Here is a 17619-nt window from a genome sequence, read left to right as displayed (position 1 = left end):
TGAGGGTGGGGCAGAATGGAGCACTCAGAATGACGATCAAGCGCGATATGTCCGCCCGCAGATGAAGATTGATTCATTCGTCACTTTGTCCGAGCATCGCCTCATGATGAAGACTCTCGCCGCCGCTCTCTTTCTCGCCGCGTTCAGCCTGCATGCGCAGACACCTGTTCTCACGCTCAAGGCCGCCACGGATCGCCCTGACGCGCTCTACAAAACTGGGGAGACAGTCACGTTCACCATCGAGGTGACGCAGGACGGCAAGCCGCTGGCAGACGGCAAAATCTCCGGTGTTTTGTCCAAAGACGGCGTGCAGCCCCAGCCGCCGCAAACGCTGAATGTGAAGGGCGGGAAGGCGACAATCATCGGCAAGCTCGACGAACCCGGCTTCCTGCTGCTGCGTGCAAGCAGTGGCAAGACATCGGCGATGGCTGCCGCAGGTTACGATCCGCTGCAACTCAAGCCCAGTATGCCGGTGCCGGAGGATTTTGACTCTTTCTGGGCCGCGCAGAAGGCCGCGCTCGCCAAGGTGCCGATGAAATCAACGCTCACGCCTGTGACAACGACGGTGAAGGGCGTGGACGCGTTTGATGTGCAAGTGGATTGCCTCGGCAAACCGGTTTCCGGCTATCTGGGCCGCCCGAAAAACGCGAAACCAAAGTCGCTGCCTGCCATTTTGCACGTTCATGGCGCGGGCGTGCGCAGCTCAGGCCTGGCCAGCGTTTCCTGGGCAGCGAACGAGGGCGGCATGCTGTCGCTGGACATCAACGCTCACGGCATTCCGAACGGGAAGCCCAAAGAGTTCTACGACGCGCTCACAAATGGAGAGCTGAAGGGCTATCCGCAGTTTGGCAACAAGGACCGCGAGCAGTGCTACTTCAAAGGCATGTTCCTGCGCCTGATCCGCGCCATCGACTTTCTCACCGCGCAGCCGGAGTGGGATGGGAAGACGCTGATCGTTTATGGCAGCAGCCAGGGCGGCTTCCAAGCCTTTGCCGCAGCAGGACTCGATGGGCGTGTGTCGTTCATCTGCGCTGGCGTGCCTGCAGGCTGCGATCACACCGGCAGCCAGGCCAATCGCATCAGCGGCTGGCCGAAAATCGTGCCGAATGACGCCGAGGGCAAACCGGACGCCGCCGCGTTGCAGGCGTCACGTTACTTCGATTGCGTGAATTTTGCCGCGAAGGCGAAATGCCGTGGCGCGGCTGTGACCGTCGGCTTCATCGACACGACCTGCCCGCCGACGAGTGTCTATGCGGCCTACAACGCGCTGACGATGACCAAGTCCATCCACCCCGATGTTCTAGCCGGCCACACCAACACACCTGCCGCCTCCAAATTCATGCAGGAGTCGGCTTTCAAGCATGTGCGGTCAATGAAGTGAGTATCGCCTACTTTTCCTGACCGGAGGCGATGGGCATGATGCCGAGCTCACGGGCGTCAGAGATCGAGATCAACTGTATGTTGGGGTCTTCCTCGCTCTCAAATGCCTCCGCATGCTCTTCCAGAGCCTCGTTCCCGGTCTCGACCGCGCTGCTGAAGGTCTTGTAGGAAGCCTGGAACTCCTTGAGGCGGGCTTTTTGCGGCAGCTTGGGCAGGTCTTTCACGGGGTTGAGCTCATTGTCACCCAGCATGGTGGTTTCGAGGCCGATCGTCTGGGCGTCCTCGCCCTCGCCTGTATCGAAGGCCAGGAAGCAATGGCCTGGAACCATGACGAGGTAGGAGTTGATGCCGATCTTCTGCAGGATGGAGGACATCAGCACGGAACCGTCCACGCAGTTCGCCTGGGTGGCCGCGACAGAGTCATCGATGAACCGTACAGTCTGGCTGACGACGAACTTGCTCGGCGTCGTGGTGGAAACGTCGCTGTACTTGATGCCTCGGCGTTGCAGCACATTCCAGATGGCAAAGACCTGCATCATCACTTCCTTGGGATCATCGGACTGATAGCCTGTGAAACCCGACACGAGCCCGCTTTGCAGCGCTTCTTTGAGGATGCTGTCCACCAGCGGGTGGTTCTCGTTCACATAGGCGGCGAAGAGCCATGAGAAGTCGTCGAAATCCTCGCCATCCTCATCCATCAGCACATAAAACGGGCATTCGTTGATGGACTTCAAAATACAGGTCTCAGTTTGATCCGGCAGCTCCTCGCCGTTGACCTTGACCTTGAAGATGACATTCACCGGGCGCTGCTGACGCACCTTGAGCAGGGCCTCGTAGTCCCAGGCGGCTTTGGGGAAAATAAGAGCCTCACCATCGCGGGTGGTCTTGCTGACCGTGCCTTTCCACTTTGACGGCTTCATGTAGCCATCGACAGCGATCTCCACCTCGACCGCCGCCCCTTTCGGCAGACCGGTCATTTCCACAGCGAGCCAGGCGTTTTCATCACCATAAATCGGAGTTTCCTGCTTTTTGAGCTTGGGGTCCTCCTCGGTTTTTTTATCCTCCGCGTTTTCTTCATCTCCATTCCAGTCCACCGTGGCGGTGGAAATGATGGCGCTGGGGAAAAGATCTTTTTCCGTGTAGGACCAGGGGACAAAAACAGGCTCAGCCGAAAGCAACGAGGCTGAAAGTAACAGCAGGGAGGTGGGGATCTTCATGTCGTGATTGATTGGGAAAGCACGTTCAACGCTGACCGTGAGAGTGCGTCATAAAGCCCTGATTGGGCGTGGAGTAAACAAGCAACAAGCTTGAATGCACAGGAGGCCATGGAAATGCCAAATCGTGGCGAGGCTCAGCTATCGCGGCATCAAATCTGCGCTCGATAACCAAATGTGCCTCGCAGAATGTCACGCCAGGATCTCGCTCACCACCCGGGCTTGCGGGTTTTCCACGAGGATCTGATCGACGCCGTTGCGCTTGTAGCTGAGCTTTTTCGGATCGAGGCCGAAGAGGTGAAGCAGCGTGGCGTGGTAGTCGTAGTGGTTGACCACGTCTTTGACGGCGTGGTGGCCGAATTCGTCGGTCTCGCCGTGCATGTGGCCGGCTTTGAAGCCGCCGCCAGCCACCCACATGCTGAAGCCGTAGGTGTTGTGATCGCGGCCGACGGACTTGCGGTCCTTGGCACCGGCGCGGTTTTGAATCACGGGCAGGCGGCCCATCTCACCGCCCCAGTGAACGATGGTGGTGTCGAGCAGGCCGCGCTGCTTCAAATCCGTGACGAGGGCGGCAGCGCCTTGATCGACGTAAAGGCAGGAGGCGGGCAGCGAGGAGAGAATGCTGGAGTGGTGGTCCCAGGTTTGATTCCCGGTGAACAATGACACGCAGCGCACGCCACGCTCGACAAGACGTCTGGCGATGAGGCAACGCGTGCCGAACTCGGCAGCGGCGGGATTGTCGATGCCGTAGAGCTTCTTGGTGGCGGCGCTTTCTTGAGAAATATCGAGCGCCTCCTTCGCGGCAGTCTGCATGCGGGCGGCGAGTTCAAAAGACTGGATGCGGGCTTCCAGATCAGCCTCGCCGGGGCGGGCTTCGAGGTGCTCGCGGTTGAGGCGCTGCACAAAGTTCAGGTAGCGGGCCTGAGCATCGCCTTTGAGGCTCAGAGGCGCGTCGAGATTCGGAATACGCGGTTCTTTGGGGCGGATGACGGTGCCCTGGAAGAGCGAGGGCAGCCAGCCGTTGCTCCAGTTGTCCACACCGAGCACGGGAACGCCGCGTGGATCGGTGAGGGCGACGTAGGCGGGCATATCCTGGTTTTCGGAGCCGAGGCCGTAGGTCAGCCAGCTTCCGAGCGTGGGGCGACCGCCGGTGACCTGTCCGTTGAGCAGGGCGTAGATGGACTGGCCGTGATTGTTCACGCCGGTGTGCATGGAGCGAATGAGTGTGACGTCATCCACGATGCGGGAGAAGTGCGGCAGCAGTTCGCTCACATCCATGCCGCACTGGCCGTGCTTCTTGAACTTCCATTGCGGCCCCATGACCTCGCGGCTGGCACCGGCGGCATCGTCGTATTTGACCTCGCCGGGAAATTCCTTGCCATCGAGCTTCATCAGCTCGGGCTTCGGGTCAAACAGGTCCATGTGGCTCGGCCCGCCCTGCATGAACATCGAGATCATCGCCTTCGCCTGACCGAAACCGTGCGGCATCTTCGGCTTGAGGTCGAAATGCTGCGCCGCGGCGCGTTCCGAAGTCGCCAGCAGACCTTGCTCTTGCAGCAGCGTGGCCAGGGCAATGCCACCGATGCCGTAGGCGGAGCGATGAAGGATGGAGCGACGGGTTTCGAGCATGGGTTGTTTACGCGGGATGGAACGTGAGTTTTGCGAAGCGTCGCAGGGAAGAAGGTTCAAAGGCTCAGAATCACGGACTTCTCACGCCTCCCATCTTCGCCCTTCGCTTTCTGCCGAATCTTGCTATGAGGTGAGCGACCATGACCGAAGCCACCCAACCGAACACCGCCCCTGGACGCTGGATTCGCTTTGCCCTCGTCATGCTGCCGCTGGGCACGATTCTTCTGGGCATCGCGAGCTTTGGCATCTGGCAGTGGAAGAAGGACCAGGCGGCGGATCGCTCCTTCAAGTATGCGATGGCGCTGCGGCGCACGATCAGCCTCGAAGGCATCCAGAGGCATGCGGGCATCATCCGCGAGGCATTGGGCAAAGAGGACCGACATCTGAGCATCCCTGGCTATCTCGAATCGACCATGGGCGCGGAGAACATGGGCTACACGGTGCGGCGGGCGCGCTTCGGGGCCGAGCAGTCGAACATCGACGCGGAACTCACGGGCAAGACGCGGCCGCGCGAGATCGTGATGGCGCTGGCGCTTTACGACGCGGACAAGACGCGGCTCGAAAGCAGCACGCAGGCCATCGCTGAGCTGCTCAACGTGGCGCATGAAACCACGGGCGAAGCGGTGGCGAGGTCATTGCGCTACGCGGTGATCCCGAATAGCGAGGAAGCGCTCAAGCAACTGAAGGAAGGCATGCGGAACGAGGAAGAACGTCTGATGCACCTGCTGGTGCTAGGTTCTCCCAACGAAGCCACGCTCAACCAAATCAACACCGTGCTGGAGACGAAAGCCCGAGGCACGCGTGTGCTCCCCTGCCCTGCGGGCGAGAACGCCGAGGCCACGCTCACCCACGCCCGCACACTCAAAGAAATGCTGCTGCAAGCAGCCGAACGGCCATGATCACCACCTGCCGCCAGATGCAGCAATGCGAGGAGGCCGCGTTCACACGCGGCGTGAGCGCGGCGGCATTGATGGAGGAGGCGGGGCGAGGCATCGCGAACGTGGTGCGGCAGTTTGCACCGCGACCAGGATCGCTGGTGCTGTTTCTCGGCAAAGGAAACAACGCGGGCGACGCGCTCGTCGCGGCGCGGGAACTCATCGCGGATGGTTGGAAGTTGCACGCGCGGCTGTGCTGCGCACCGGAGTCGATGAAGGAGCTGCCGCGTGAGCATTTCGCCGCGCTGGGAGGCCGACTGCGCGTGGTTGAAGACGCGACGACCTTTGATTTCCCTGCCGGACCGCTGGTGAGTCTTGATGGCCTTCTCGGCATCGGCGCGCAGGGACCGATGAAAGCGGAACTGCAGGTGCTGGCGCGTGAGATGAACGCACTGCGTGAGCACAAGCACGCGCTGACCATCGCGATGGACATTCCCTCCGGCCTCGACGGTGATCATGGCGATGCCAGCCAGGACGCAGTGGAGGCAGATGTGACCGCCGTGGTGGCGCAGATCAAGGCGGGCCTGCTCGAAGACGGCGCGGATCACCACGTCGGCCGCATCGCGCTGGTGCCGCTGGCAGAATTGTCGAAGTGCGAGGGCGATCCGACGGCGCTGACGCTCACACCGAGTGTTTTGCGCACCTGGCTGCCGCGACGAGCGAATGACATGCACAAGGGCGAGGCCGGACGAGTTGGCATTCTGGCCGGATCACGCGGATTTCTCGGCGCAGCGGAACTGGCGTGCCGAGGCGCGATCCGAGCGGGCGCGGGCCTGGTCACGCTGCTGGTGAAAGAGGGAGTTTATCCGCTCATCGCGCCGCGTGTGCCTGCGGAGGTGATGGTGATGCCGGTGGATGATTACCGCGACGTTTTAGACATGCGCTTCGACGCACTCGGCATCGGCCCCGGACTGGGCTTTGATGACGAGAAGGAAATCATCGAGGTCTTGAGGCAGTCGAAGACGTCGACTGTCGTCGATGCGGACGCGCTGACGATGCTGGCCCAGCATCCCGAGGTACTGGACCAGACGGCCAAGCTGCCGCGCCTGCTGACGCCGCATCCCGGCGAGTTGGACCGCCTGCTGCGCAACTTTCCCGGCTGGCACGGCATGAGCCGCCGCAAGGTCGTCGAATCACTCACCGACCAAGCGTCCGGACGCACGCTGTTGCTCAAAGGTGCGCGCACGGTCATCGCCACCTGCGGCCAGCCGACGCTGTTCAACACCACCGGCCACCCCGGCATGGCCAGTGGCGGCATGGGCGATGTTTTGACCGGTGTGTGCGCCGCTTTCGCCGCCCAGGACGTGCCGTTGCATCGCGCCGCCGGTCTTGCCGCGTGGTTATGCGGTCGTGCGGCTGAAATCGCGCTTATACGCGATTTCATCGCCGCCGAGGCCGTCTGCGCGAACGATGTGGCGGCCCATCTCGGCGCCGCGTTGCTTGATTTAAAAGAAGGCCGCTTCTAACACTGCCCCCATGGCCGCTAACGCCGATTCATTCACGATTCCGACCCGAGGCAAAGGCACTTACGAGATCACGGAGCGCTGCCAGCAGATCGTGAAGGCCAGCGGCATCCGCACCGGGACCGCCACCGTCTTCGTGCAGCACACGAGCGCGAGCCTTGTGATCTACGAGAATGCCGATCCGTCCGCGCGCACGGATCTGCACAGCTTCTTTGATCATCTCGTGGCGGAGGACACGCCCTACTTCGTCCACACGCATGAAGGCCCGGACGACATGCCGAGTCATCTACGCATGGCGCTGACAAGAACTTCGGAGGTGATTCCGGTGGTGAACGGACAACTCGCGCTTGGCACCTGGCAGGGCATTTTCCTTTTCGAGCACCGTCGCGCTCCGCACACGCGGAGCATCGTCGTCAGCGTGGTGGGAGAGTGATCACGGAGGGATCAGAAGATGGTAGCCAGGGGCAAGTCTGCGAAGCAGATGCCGCCCCTGGAACATGGCAAAACATTCGCCCGGTGATGCCCGCATGCCGGAGGCATGCGAGAGGCGTTCATGAATCATTCGAGAACGAAGAATCGTTGGACGCTTCTTGCATTCCTCCGGGATGCGACCTTGAACAAGGTGTGGCTTTTTCGTACTCTCCAGGGGTGGAGCTCGCTGCGCGAGCTTACCCCTGGCTAATTTCTCTGATCCCTTCGGGATCAACATCACAACGTGAAGGCATGGCTTGTTCAGCCGAGCGCCTTCAGGTAATCAAACGTGTACAGGCCGGTGTTATGGCCGTCGCTGAAGTCAAACTGGATGGCGTAGCCGCCGACCATGCGCCAGTCCTTCACGGTGACGCCGGGGAAGGTTTTCTGGTTGGTGCCGCCGATCTTGTTGCCGAGGAGATCGCGCTCGCCGGTGTTTTCGGCGCTCGGTGAGGCAGCGCGGAGTTTTTCCATGGCGATGTACTGCTCCGAGCCGTCACTCCAGACGATGGCGACTTCGGTGCCGATGAGTTCGAGACGTGTTGGGGACATGACGGAGTGAGATGTTAGAGGTGAGCAGTTAGATGTTCCGATCGACGAATAACGAGGCTGAAAAGCAAAAGGGACGCCTTTGGAGCGTCCCTTTTGAAGATTTAAGCTGATCCGTGAAGGATTAGCGGGAGTAGAGTTCGACGACGAGCTGCTCGTTGGCGATCGGGTTGATCTCCTCGCGCACGGGGACGCGATTGACGACGCCGCTCATCTTGTCGCGATCAACAGTCATCCAGTCGGAAGCCGGGGTGCCCTGGGTCATTTCGAGGAAACGACCGATGAGCTGCTGGCTGCGCTGGCTGGTAGTGCGGGCGGCGACGACGTCACCGGGCTTGCACTGGAAGCTGGCGATGTTCACGACCTTGCCGTTCACAGTGATGTGGCGGTGGCTGACGAGCTGGCGGGAGGCGAAACGGGTGTTGGCAAAGCCCATGCGGTACACGACGTTGTCGAGACGCAGTTCGAGCATTTGAAGGAGGTTTTCACCGGTCACGCCCTTGCGGCGCTGGGCTTCGGCGAAGAAGCGGCGGAACTGCTTCTCCATGAGGCCGTATTGGAAACGCAGCTTCTGCTTTTCAGCGAGGGCGGTGCCGTATTCCGAGGTCTTGCGGCGGGTGTTGCGCGCACCGTGCTGTCCGGGCGGGAAGTTGCGGGTTTCGAGAGCCTTGGAGGGGGCGAAAATAGCAATGCCGAAGCGGCGGTTGATTTTTTCGCGGGGACCAGTGTAGCGAGCCATAGTGAGTGAGTAGAAAGAGGCTGAAAAAGATTAGACGCGGCGGGCTTTGGGCGGACGGCAGCCGTTGTGCGGCACAGGAGTCACATCCTTGATGGTGGTGACTTCGACACCAAGGGCCTGGACAGCGCGCACGGCGGACTCACGACCCGAACCTGGGCCACGAAGACGAACTTCAGCCTCGCGGAGGCCATGTCCCATAGCTTGACGGCAGGCGTCCTGCGCCACGACCTGGGCGGCGTAGGCGGTGCCTTTGCGTGAGCCACGGAAACCCATCTTACCCGAGGTGGACCAGCCGATCACGCCGCCATTGCGGTCAGTGATGGTGACGATGGTGTTGTTGAACGTGGCGTAAACGTGAACAATGCCAGCCGAGACGTTCTTGGAACCCTTGGCCTTGACGACCTTTTGCTCGGCGGCCTCGCCACCGATTTCGAGCCAGACGCTCTGGGAAACCTGCTTGTCACCGCTGGTGGAGGGACGCTGGTCTGCGGGTGCGGCAGGGGCGGCGGGGGTAGCAGGCGCTGCAGGGGCGGGGGCCGCTGCGGCAGGTGCGATGGGGGTCGTTTCGTCAGCCATAGTAGGGGGAACGGATCGTTGCGTGAATTGGAATTACTTGGCCTTCTGGGCACCGACGGTCTTGCGCGGTCCTTTACGAGTGCGGGCGTTGGTGTGGGTCCGCTGGCCGCGCACAGGCAGGCCACGGCGATGACGATGAGCACGGTAGCAGTTGATGCCAAGGATGCGCTTCATGTGAATCTGAATCTCACGACGAAGGTCGCCTTCGATCGCGATCTTCATGCCCTGGATGGCCTGCGTGATGGCGGAGATCTGCTCGTCGGTCAGCTCGCCCGCACGGATGTTAGGGTCGATGTTGGTGGCAGCAAGAACTTTGCGGCTGAGGGAAAGACCGATGCCATAAATGTAGGGCAACGAGTATTCGATCTTTTTTTCGTTCGGGATTTCGACTCCAAGCAGGCGGGCCATAATTCAGTATTAGGTGGTGAGAAAAGTGGATTAACCCTGACGCTGTTTGTGGCGTGGGTTTTTGCAGACAACACGGACAACGCCTTTGCGGCGGATCACGCGGCAAAGTTCGCAGAGGGGTTTAACGGAGGTACGGACACGCATACTTAGGAGGTAAAGAAGGTGAGTCTGGGGGAACTCAAAACCCCGCTTTGGCGGCGGGGGGCGTGATGTCTAACACAGTCGAAAACTCGCGCAAGCTGGATTTTTGCAGTTTTACACCGGTTTTTGAGGGCCTTCTGAACAACTGCGGAGAGCAGTTGCCGTGCATGCGATGAACGGCATCATAGGCGCTTCATGAAAAACATCCTCTGCTTCGGTGACTCAAACACCTGGGGCTTCATCCCTGAAAGCATCACCGCCCCCTTCCCTGTCCGCCACCCGCATGATGTGCGCTGGACCGGAATTTTAGGCCGCGAACTTGGCCCGAACGCGCATGTGATCGAAGAAGGTCAGAACGGTCGCACTACCGTGCATGACGACCCTTTTGCCACCGCCCGTAATGGCAAACTCGTGCTGCCGGCGATCCTGGAAAGCCACAAGCCGCTCGATCTCGTGGTGCTCATGCTGGGCACGAACGATTTGAAGAATGTCTTCGGCGTCTCCCCAGGTGAGATTGCGATGGGTGTTAAAATTCTGGCCCAGATGATCCTCGGCAGCGATGCCGGACGTGCGGCGAAGTCACCGAGGCTGCTCCTCCTTTGCCCGCCCGCCATCGGCCAGCAGAATCACCTGCCAGACATTGCGGCCAAATTCCCGAACGCCTTCAAAGACAGCCGTGAGCTGCCCCGGCACTACGAGGCGCTCGCCGCCGCACTCGGCTGCGCATATTTGAACACGCAAACACTCATCACCGCAGGAAGCGACGGCATCCATCTCGACGCGACGGCGCACGCCATCCTCGGCAAGGCGGTCGCCACGGCGGTGAAATCCCTGCTCCCACCCGACGCATGACCTTGATCGAAAAATTCTACCCAGTGATGAAGCCCTGGCTATTTCGCATGGATGCGGAACGTGCCCACACGCTCACGGTGAAGATGATGGTCATCGCTCATCGTCTGGGCATGCTCAAAAGCGTGGTCAGCACGCCGCAGCAGCCGCGCAAGGTGATGGGCCTGACGTTTCCAAACGTGCTCGGCCTCGCCGCCGGCATGGACAAGTCCGCCAGCGCTGTCGATGCCTGGGGTGCGCTCGGATTTGGCTTTGTCGAGGTCGGCACACTCACACCGCGCCCGCAGCCGGGAAATCCCAAGCCACGCCTGTTCCGCCTGCCAGAGCACGAGGCTTTGATCAACCGCATGGGCTTCAACAACCCCGGCATCCACTCCGCCGTCAAAAAACTCAAGAGCCGCCGAACGAAGGCCGTGGTGGGCGTGAACATCGGCAAGAACTTCGACACGCCGAACGAGAAAGCGGTGGACGACTATCTGCACTGCCTCAAGGCCGCGTACGCTGTGGCCGATTACATCGCGGTGAACATCTCCTCGCCGAACACGAAGGGACTGCGTGATTTGCAAGCCGAAGGAGCCGTGCGGCAGTTGATCGCTGAGTTGAAGAAAGAGCAGGCCTCTTTGCAGAAGGAACATGGCAAAACCGTGCCGCTGCTCGTCAAGATCGCCCCGGATCTCAATGACATGCAGATCGAGGCTCTGGCCCGTGTCTTCAACGAGCAGAACATCGACGGCGTCATCGCCACCAACACCACCATCGACCGTGAAGCTGTCACAGGTCACGCTTTGGCCCAGGAAACCGGCGGACTTAGTGGCGCTCCGGTGCGCGAACGCTCCAATCTCGTGCTCCAGGCCTTCCGCATGCTGTTGAAGGAATCCGTGCCCCTCATCGGCGTCGGCGGCATTCTGAGTGGTGCTGACGCGGTGGAGAAAATGAAGGCAGGGGCCGCATTGGTGCAGGTTTACAGCGGACTCGTTTATCGCGGCCCGGGTTTGGTGCGGGAAATCTTGGGACAAGTTAAGTAGTCAAGGATTCGTCAAGGACTGTTCAAGACGCACGCCATCACCTCTTGACCACCTTGACGCTTCACTCATCTCTGCCAAACTCGCACCCATGGAAACACTCCCCAAAATTCACGAGAAACAGCCCGTCGCCGTCGAACTGCCAGCCGGAGACCATTGGTGGTGCGCGTGCGGCCTGAGCGGTCACCAGCCCATGTGTGATGGCAGCCACAAGGGCACCGGATTCGGCCCGAAGAAGTTCAACCTGCCCGAGGCCAAGAAAGTCTGGCTGTGCAACTGCAAGCACAGCAAGAACCCGCCCTTCTGCGACGGCTCGCACAAGGCGCTGTAAACAAGCCCTGACATCGCCTCGCCGGCACACAATCACGCTGAACGCGTCGTGATGGGAATATCCCGCACGACGCGTTCTCTCATCCGCACTTCAAAGCCTGTCTGATATGAGTTTCCGATCCTTCCCCGTCGCCCTTGGCCTTTTCCTGGCCGCAGTTTCATTGAATGCGCAATCCATCGGCCTGCCGGGCCTGGATGACGGGCCAAAGACTCAGGTCAGCGCCTCATTGCTCTCGGAGGTCAGTGCTGCCGCGCCGGGCGAGGCATTTCGTGTGGCCGTGAAAGTGGTGCATGCGGCAGGCTCCCATACTTATGGCAAGGTTCTGCCACCAGAGATCATTGGCAAACCCACCAAGCTGATCTGGATGCTGCCGGAGGGCTGGAAGATGGAGGAACTGCCCTGGCCTGCCGTGCATCCGTTCAAGGGGCTCGATGGAACGGCCAGCGAGGGCTATGAGGGCACGGTTTATCTGCCAGCGAAGATCATTCCGCCTGCCAATGGTGCCATCGGCTCAACCGCAGAACTTCAGGTGAAGGTGGACGGGCTGGTGTGCGATGACAAAAGCTGCATGCCCTTCAAACAGGAGGCCAAAATCAATCTTGCCCTTGCCGCCATGCCGCAGGTGAACGCGGAACAGGCCGCGATCTTTGACAAGCTGCCAGCCTTGGAGAAAACGGCTGCTGAAACACCTCCAGCGAAAGCAGCCGGCGGCGAAGCAGCGGCAGCAGTGCCTCCGACCTTTCTCTTCATCATGTTCTCCGCCTTTGTGGGCGGTTTGATCCTAAACATCATGCCCTGCGTGTTTCCCGTGCTCGGCATCAAGGTCGTCGGCGTCGTGCAGCAGGCAGGCGAGGACCGCAAGCAGGTTGTGCTGCACGGCCTCGTGTACACGCTGGGTGTCCTGGTCATGTTTTGGGCGCTGGGCGGCCTCGTCGTCGCGCTGGGCAAGGGCTGGGGCTTTCAGCTCCAATCCGCCGGGTTCAATTACGCCCTCGCCGCGTTCTTCCTCATCTTCGGCCTGAACATGGCCGGCGTGTTTGAGATCGGCGCGTCCGCCGTCGGCGTGGGCGCGAATTTGCAGGCCAAGCACGGGCTGGGCGGCTCGTTTTTCTCCGGCCTGCTGGCCACGGTGGTCGCCACACCATGCTCCGCGCCATTTCTCGGCACCGCGCTCGGCTTCGCGGTGAAACTGCCAGCGCCACAGGCCATGCTACTGTTCAGTTTGATCGGCCTCGGCCTCGCCAGCCCGTTCCTGCTGCTCTCGGCGTTTCCCAAGCTCGTCTCCGTGCTGCCACGGCCCGGCGCATGGATGGAAAGCTTCAAGCAGGGCATGTCCTTCCTGCTCTTCGGCACCGTTTGCTACATGCTGTGGGTGCTGACAGGCATGGTCGAGGGACTGCCGATGCTCTGGCTCATGCTTAGCCTGGTGCTGGTGGGCCTCGGCTGCTGGATCTACGGGCGCTGGTCGCTGCCGCACAAGCCAGCCCGCACACGACTCATCGCGGTCCTGCTGGCGCTGGCGGCGATTGGAGGCGGCTTGCGGCTCGGCTGGCCGCACATCGAAAAACAACCCGCCGGAGCGCATGGCGCGAAGTTTGAAAATGGCCTGCTATGGGAGCCTTGGTCCGAAGCCAAGATCAAGGAACTCACCGCCGCAGGCAAGCCGGTGTACATCGACTTCACCGCCAAGTGGTGCCTGACCTGCCAGGTGAACAAGCGCGTCTATCCAGACGCGAGGATTCAAGAACTCTTCAAGAAGTACGGTGTGGTGGCCGTCAAAGCCGACTACACCAACGAGGACGAGCCGATAAAGCAAGCCTTCACCGCCCTGGGTCGTGGTGCCGTGCCAGTGAACGCGTTGTACATTCCCGGCGTGAAGGAACCCCTCGTCCTGCCGGAAATCCTGACCGTGGACAACTTGTCCGAGGCTCTGGGCAAGCTGCAGAAGTGATCTGTACGCAAAAAAACACACGACGCTGGTGAGGCGTCGCGTGCTTGTGGTGAAGATTAAGTTCCGTCGCTTACGCGAAGAGTTTGGTGATCGGCTGGCCCTTGTCGGCAATCGTGAACGGACGCTTGCTGGGGCTGTAGATGACCTGATCGAGCGGCAGACCGAGGGCGTAGGCGATGGAGGCGTTGAAGTCCATGATCTTAACCTTGTCCTCGACGACTTCGCGACCTTCCTTGTCGGTCTTGCCATAGGTGAAGCCACCTTTGACACCACCACCGAACATGACGCCGGAGAAAGCCTTCGGATAGTGGTCGCGACCAACGTTCTGGTTGATGTCTGGTGTGCGGCCGAACTCGGAGGTCAGCACAATGAGGGTATCCTCCAGCAGACCACGGTTGTGCAGGTCGCTGACAAGAGTGGCGAGGCCCTTGTCGAGGGTTTCGCAGCGCTCAGGCACGGCGACGAAGTTGGCGTTGTGCGTGTCCCAGCCGCCAAGAGAGACTTCGACGAAGCGGACACCACGCTCTACGAGACGACGAGCGAGAAGGCAGCCCTGGCCGAAGGCTTCGCGGCCATAGGCAGCGCGGAGTTCGCCGGGTTCCTCGGTAAGGTCGAAGGCCTTGAGGTCTTCGGACTTCATCATGGCCATGGCATCGTCATACATGTCGGCGTAGGCTTTCACGTTGCGATGCGGGAAGGTGGTGCGGAAATCCTTGTCGAGTTCATCGGCAAGCTTCATGCGGGCCTGGAATTTGTCCTCAGGAGCGCCGTTTTTGATGTTCTTGAGGCCGTTCTCAGGATTGCTGACGAACAGCGGTGCCTGCGCGGCGGGGAAGAAGCCCGCGCCGGGATGGCGGCTGTCGTTGCCGATGAAGACGAAGTTTGGCAGGGTGCTGTTGCCACCGCCCTGGAACACGTTGAGCCAGGCTCCCATGGCAGGATGACGGATGGTGCCACGCAGCTCGTAGCTGGTGTGCATCATGTAGTTCCCTTGCTCATGCGCACCCTGAGTGGAGGTAAGGGAGTTGATGACCGTGGCGTGGTGCATCTGCTTCGCGGTGAGCGGCAGATACTCGGAGATGCGGACGCCGTCGGCGCTGGTCTTGATCGGCTTCGTCGGACCGGCAGTCTCGACGCCTTCCTTGGGATCCCAGGTGTCCATGTGGGACTGACCGCCGCTCATGTAGAGGTAGATCACGTTTTTCGCCGTGGCGGCCTGCTTGAGCTTCGAAGAGCCTTCAAAGGCCGCGAAGGACTTGCTGGTGAGCGAGTTGCCGAGAAGGCCCACCCCGAGGAGGGAACTGGCGGTTTTGGCGGCGAAGTCGCGGCGGGTGATTTCGCCGGAACGGAGGAGTGAGGATGCGAGTTCCTGTTTCATGGATGCGCGTGGTGTTGTTGGTTGTGTCTTACTGAATGAAAATGAACTGCTGGGTGTTCAGCAGGGAGAACACGAGGTCTTCCATCGTGTTGAGACCGCTATCCTGGGCCTTGAGCCAGACTTCCTTCTCACGCGCGGAGGGCTTGCGGGACAGGATCGTCTTGTATATCGCCTCGACCTTGTCATCGGGATACTGGGCCTTGTTCACCGTGAGCATGAGCTGGCTGTAACGGCTGGTGATCTGAGGAAGAAGGCTGCCGTTCATCATCGCAAGCGCCTGGGGCACGCTGGCGTCGTTGTTGGCGTTTTCGATGGTCTCACGATCGCTCTGGCCGAACTCACGGAGGTAGTGGCCGCGTGGAGCGGGGCTTTCAAGCTCGGCGGCACGCAGCGTGCTGCGGGCGACCTGCTCCCGGGCGTTGATGTAATTTTTGCGATCTTTGCCTTCGGGAATGCCAAAGTACTCGGCCTCCTCGGCATAGGCGGCGCGGGCTTTTTCCGCCACGGCCTCTTTTTCCTCCTTGGTCAGCTCCTTGCGGTCGTAGCCGGGGATGTTGATCTTTTCCGTTCGGACGCCGCTGGCCATCATCATCATTTCCCCACCACTCATCATGGCCGGAGCGCCTGCTGAACCGCCAGAGGTGTTCATCGCCACAGTCTGGTAGGGTTTTCCGGTGACTTTCTCGAAGAGCTTCTTCTGACCGCTGGTGATGACCTCGGCGTAAGTGACGCGACGACCTTCGTTCTGGATGCGGTTCACCTCACTGCGGATGGCGTCGGATTTTTTCTTCAGTTCGTCCGCCTTGGTCATGGCTGCCACCTTGGCAGGGCCGTCGGGCATCGCGTCAGCGGCATCACGCGCATCTTTGGCCGCGGTGCGGGCTTCAGCGTAGAGCTTCTGCTGCACTTCGGTGCGCTCACGATTCTTGCCATAGATTTCCGCGGCTTTCTTGAGACCCACGAGAGCTTCCTCAGGGCTGAGAGCATCCACACTATCGGCAATCTTCTTGGCCTGAAGGATGCGCTGCTCCATCTGCTCGCGATTGGCCTGATTGATCATGTCCGGGCTGGGATTGATGAGCGTGACGAAGGAATCCCACATCTGCTCGGCACTCATGCGGCGGAGCATCGGCCCGGTGAAGTGATAGACATTGCCAGGGGAGTGCTCCTGGCGCGTGGCCTGTGCTTGATAGGTCTTGGTGTTGTAAAGCACGCGGAGGACGGCCTTCATGTCGTATTTCAGGTCCACCACGAGCTTTTCGAGATGCTTCTCCATCTCAGGAATCATCGGCACGGTCGTGTCCATCAGCTCGTCCAGCGGCTCGATGAGCGCGAGGCCGAAGACACGCTTCCAGAGGCGGTTGGCAATCACCGTGGTGAAGCGTGGGTTTTCAGCGCTGGTCATCCAGCGGGCGTAGGCCTGCAACGGAGTCTCGCCGGGCTGGGTGATGCACTCGTGTCCCATCATCGCTCCGGGTTCGACGGCGGAACGGGGTTTAGCGTCGCTGTATTGATAATCATGCGGCAGGCTCGGCTTGCGGTCACGGCTGCTGACGGAAGTGTAGCGCATCGTGTCACGCACATCGTTCATCGACTCTTGGTAGCCGCGCTGCTCACGGCGAATCTTCTCACGCGCCTCGTTGCGCTGCTTGTTCACCAACTTCATCTGCTCCTCATAAGCCTTCTGCTGGCGCACATATTCCTGCTCGGCCTTGACCCTTTCCTCCTTGGTCATTTTGCCATTGTTCTTCAGGCGTTGCGGTCGCTGTGGCTCTTTAAAGGAGGTGCGGATTGCTTCTTCTTGCTCGCGGAGCAGGTCACGCACCCCCGTCATCGTGCCGCCATAATAGTCCTGCGTCTCAACGCCGTAGGTGAAGGCCGCCATCTTGTAGAACTGCATCTGCGTCCACTTGTCGAAGGGGTGGTTGTGGCACTGGGCGCACTCGATGCGAGTGCCGAGGAAGACACGCACGGTGTTCGCCATGTTGTCCAGAGGCATGCCACGGTCGCGCATGTAGTAGCCGATCGCCCCATTGTCCCAAGCTTTGCCTTGGGCGGCGACCATCTCGCGGACAAACGCGTCATAGGGCTTGTTCTCGCGCAGGCTTTCCTTGACGAATTCCGCATAAGCCGCGCCGGTGATCGGACCGGTCTGGTTCCCGGCCGAGGTCACGCGCAGCACATCGGCCCAGTAGTTGAAGAAATGCTGCACATAAGCCTCGGAGGCGAGCAGCTTGTCGATCAATTTGGCGCGCTTGTCGGCGTCCTTGGATGCCAGGAACTCATCCGACTCACGCGTCGTCGGGATGCGCCCGATGATGTCGAGGTAGATGCGGCGCACGAAGGTGTTGTCATCCGTGGCAGGATTGCCCTGAAGTTTGTGTTTCTGCCAGTCGGCCTCAAGAATAGAGTCGATCTGACGTGCGGACGAGGTGATGTCCGTTTTGCCAGCAGCACGCGCAGAGGAGATCAAACACAGCGCAAGCAGAGGGTAGGCGAAGAGGTTCTTCATGGGCGCACAAACGCCATGGAAAGGAGCCTTTTTCACAATCCATGCACAAAAATCAAAATAGCCTAACCGGC

At 60.5% G+C, this 17619-nt stretch carries 17 protein-coding genes; 8 read left to right on the top strand and 9 right to left on the bottom strand.

What is annotated here, in order from left to right:
* The first annotated feature begins 103 nt into the window (after positions 1-103).
* Positions 104-1381, top strand: a complete 1278-nt coding sequence (locus ACILSI_RS13235) for an acetylxylan esterase (protein ID WP_395722357.1) — start codon at positions 104-106, stop codon at positions 1379-1381.
* Between the two features lie 7 nt (positions 1382-1388).
* On the opposite strand, the gene ACILSI_RS13230 is transcribed toward ACILSI_RS13235, so the two are convergent.
* Positions 1389-2597: a hypothetical protein gene (locus ACILSI_RS13230; protein WP_395722356.1), complete on the bottom strand. Its 1209-nt coding sequence runs from the start codon at positions 2595-2597 to the stop codon at positions 1389-1391.
* A gap of 189 nt (positions 2598-2786) precedes the next feature.
* Positions 2787-4223 carry a DUF1501 domain-containing protein gene (locus ACILSI_RS13225; RefSeq protein WP_395722355.1) on the bottom strand — a complete coding sequence of 479 codons (1437 nt, stop codon included), beginning with the start codon at positions 4221-4223 and terminating at the stop codon, positions 2787-2789.
* 140 nt (positions 4224-4363) lie between these two features.
* Between ACILSI_RS13225 and ACILSI_RS13220 the strand changes: the two genes are divergently transcribed.
* The 3 genes from ACILSI_RS13220 to ACILSI_RS13210 are packed head-to-tail and all read left to right on the top strand — an operon-like array spanning position 4364 to position 7054.
* Positions 4364-5122, top strand: coding sequence for a hypothetical protein (locus tag ACILSI_RS13220; RefSeq protein ID WP_395722354.1), 759 nt, complete (start codon positions 4364-4366; stop codon positions 5120-5122).
* Positions 5119-6624, top strand: a complete 1506-nt coding sequence (locus ACILSI_RS13215) for an NAD(P)H-hydrate dehydratase (protein WP_395722353.1) — start codon at positions 5119-5121, stop codon at positions 6622-6624. The genes ACILSI_RS13220 and ACILSI_RS13215 overlap by 4 nt, the downstream gene beginning before the upstream one ends.
* A gap of 10 nt (positions 6625-6634) precedes the next feature.
* Complete coding sequence (locus tag ACILSI_RS13210; protein ID WP_395722352.1) at positions 6635-7054, top strand: secondary thiamine-phosphate synthase enzyme YjbQ; 420 nt, start codon at positions 6635-6637, stop codon at positions 7052-7054.
* A 299-nt stretch (positions 7055-7353) separates the two neighbouring features.
* On the opposite strand, the gene ACILSI_RS13205 is transcribed toward ACILSI_RS13210, so the two are convergent.
* From ACILSI_RS13205 to rpmJ, 5 genes are all read right to left on the bottom strand, one after another.
* Positions 7354-7644 carry a gamma-butyrobetaine hydroxylase-like domain-containing protein gene (locus ACILSI_RS13205; RefSeq protein WP_395722351.1) on the bottom strand — a complete coding sequence of 97 codons (291 nt, stop codon included), beginning with the start codon at positions 7642-7644 and terminating at the stop codon, positions 7354-7356.
* A 121-nt stretch (positions 7645-7765) separates the two neighbouring features.
* Positions 7766-8380 carry a 30S ribosomal protein S4 gene (gene rpsD / locus ACILSI_RS13200; RefSeq protein ID WP_395722350.1) on the bottom strand — a complete coding sequence of 205 codons (615 nt, stop codon included), beginning with the start codon at positions 8378-8380 and terminating at the stop codon, positions 7766-7768.
* A gap of 30 nt (positions 8381-8410) precedes the next feature.
* Positions 8411-8956, bottom strand: coding sequence for a 30S ribosomal protein S11 (gene rpsK / locus ACILSI_RS13195; protein ID WP_395722349.1), 546 nt, complete (start codon positions 8954-8956; stop codon positions 8411-8413).
* 33 nt (positions 8957-8989) lie between these two features.
* The gene (rpsM, locus tag ACILSI_RS13190; protein WP_395722348.1) at positions 8990-9364 is read right to left on the bottom strand and encodes a 30S ribosomal protein S13; all 375 of its coding nucleotides are present in this window, start codon (positions 9362-9364) and stop codon (positions 8990-8992) included.
* A 30-nt stretch (positions 9365-9394) separates the two neighbouring features.
* Positions 9395-9508: a 50S ribosomal protein L36 gene (gene rpmJ / locus ACILSI_RS13185; protein ID WP_133796336.1), complete on the bottom strand. Its 114-nt coding sequence runs from the start codon at positions 9506-9508 to the stop codon at positions 9395-9397.
* Between the two features lie 192 nt (positions 9509-9700).
* On the opposite strand from rpmJ, the gene ACILSI_RS13180 reads away from it, so the two are divergent.
* The 4 genes from ACILSI_RS13180 to ACILSI_RS13165 all read left to right on the top strand — a co-directional run bounded on the left by ACILSI_RS13180 (position 9701) and on the right by ACILSI_RS13165 (position 13658).
* The gene (locus ACILSI_RS13180; RefSeq protein WP_395722347.1) at positions 9701-10357 is read left to right on the top strand and encodes an SGNH/GDSL hydrolase family protein; all 657 of its coding nucleotides are present in this window, start codon (positions 9701-9703) and stop codon (positions 10355-10357) included.
* A complete protein-coding gene (locus ACILSI_RS13175; RefSeq protein ID WP_395722346.1) occupies positions 10354-11379 on the top strand; it encodes a quinone-dependent dihydroorotate dehydrogenase in 1026 nt (341 codons plus the stop codon). Before ACILSI_RS13180 ends, ACILSI_RS13175 begins: the two co-directional genes overlap by 4 nt.
* A gap of 88 nt (positions 11380-11467) precedes the next feature.
* Positions 11468-11707: a CDGSH iron-sulfur domain-containing protein gene (locus tag ACILSI_RS13170; RefSeq protein ID WP_395722345.1), complete on the top strand. Its 240-nt coding sequence runs from the start codon at positions 11468-11470 to the stop codon at positions 11705-11707.
* A gap of 106 nt (positions 11708-11813) precedes the next feature.
* Positions 11814-13658, top strand: coding sequence for a cytochrome c biogenesis protein CcdA (locus ACILSI_RS13165; RefSeq protein WP_395722344.1), 1845 nt, complete (start codon positions 11814-11816; stop codon positions 13656-13658).
* A gap of 70 nt (positions 13659-13728) precedes the next feature.
* On the opposite strand, the gene ACILSI_RS13160 is transcribed toward ACILSI_RS13165, so the two are convergent.
* Positions 13729-15036, bottom strand: coding sequence for a DUF1501 domain-containing protein (locus ACILSI_RS13160; protein WP_395722343.1), 1308 nt, complete (start codon positions 15034-15036; stop codon positions 13729-13731).
* 28 nt (positions 15037-15064) lie between these two features.
* Positions 15065-17548 (bottom strand): DUF1549 domain-containing protein, encoded by a 2484-nt coding sequence (locus ACILSI_RS13155; protein ID WP_395722342.1) that lies wholly within the window; start codon positions 17546-17548, stop codon positions 15065-15067.
* Positions 17549-17619 lie beyond the last annotated feature (71 nt).

The organism is Prosthecobacter sp., from assembly GCF_044232965.1.
GTDB lineage: Bacteria > Verrucomicrobiota > Verrucomicrobiia > Verrucomicrobiales > Verrucomicrobiaceae > Prosthecobacter.
The sequence above is the reverse complement of the archived record's forward strand: the minus strand, read 5'-3'. Positions and strand labels throughout refer to the sequence as shown.

Coding starts and splice junctions, on each gene's coding strand:
- ACILSI_RS13205 (WP_395722351.1), bottom strand. CDS start 7,644: ATGTCCCCAACACGTCTCGAACTCATCGGCACCGAAGTCGCCATCGTC.
- ACILSI_RS13225 (WP_395722355.1), bottom strand. CDS start 4,223: ATGCTCGAAACCCGTCGCTCCATCCTTCATCGCTCCGCCTACGGCATC.
- ACILSI_RS13175 (WP_395722346.1), top strand. CDS start 10,354: ATGACCTTGATCGAAAAATTCTACCCAGTGATGAAGCCCTGGCTATTT.
- ACILSI_RS13215 (WP_395722353.1), top strand. CDS start 5,119: ATGATCACCACCTGCCGCCAGATGCAGCAATGCGAGGAGGCCGCGTTC.
- ACILSI_RS13180 (WP_395722347.1), top strand. CDS start 9,701: ATGAAAAACATCCTCTGCTTCGGTGACTCAAACACCTGGGGCTTCATC.
- ACILSI_RS13155 (WP_395722342.1), bottom strand. CDS start 17,548: ATGAAGAACCTCTTCGCCTACCCTCTGCTTGCGCTGTGTTTGATCTCC.
- ACILSI_RS13165 (WP_395722344.1), top strand. CDS start 11,814: ATGAGTTTCCGATCCTTCCCCGTCGCCCTTGGCCTTTTCCTGGCCGCA.
- ACILSI_RS13210 (WP_395722352.1), top strand. CDS start 6,635: ATGGCCGCTAACGCCGATTCATTCACGATTCCGACCCGAGGCAAAGGC.
- ACILSI_RS13235 (WP_395722357.1), top strand. CDS start 104: ATGATGAAGACTCTCGCCGCCGCTCTCTTTCTCGCCGCGTTCAGCCTG.
- rpmJ (WP_133796336.1), bottom strand. CDS start 9,508: ATGCGTGTCCGTACCTCCGTTAAACCCCTCTGCGAACTTTGCCGCGTG.
- ACILSI_RS13160 (WP_395722343.1), bottom strand. CDS start 15,036: ATGAAACAGGAACTCGCATCCTCACTCCTCCGTTCCGGCGAAATCACC.
- ACILSI_RS13170 (WP_395722345.1), top strand. CDS start 11,468: ATGGAAACACTCCCCAAAATTCACGAGAAACAGCCCGTCGCCGTCGAA.
- ACILSI_RS13230 (WP_395722356.1), bottom strand. CDS start 2,597: ATGAAGATCCCCACCTCCCTGCTGTTACTTTCAGCCTCGTTGCTTTCG.
- rpsM (WP_395722348.1), bottom strand. CDS start 9,364: ATGGCCCGCCTGCTTGGAGTCGAAATCCCGAACGAAAAAAAGATCGAA.
- rpsD (WP_395722350.1), bottom strand. CDS start 8,380: ATGGCTCGCTACACTGGTCCCCGCGAAAAAATCAACCGCCGCTTCGGC.
- ACILSI_RS13220 (WP_395722354.1), top strand. CDS start 4,364: ATGACCGAAGCCACCCAACCGAACACCGCCCCTGGACGCTGGATTCGC.
- rpsK (WP_395722349.1), bottom strand. CDS start 8,956: ATGGCTGACGAAACGACCCCCATCGCACCTGCCGCAGCGGCCCCCGCC.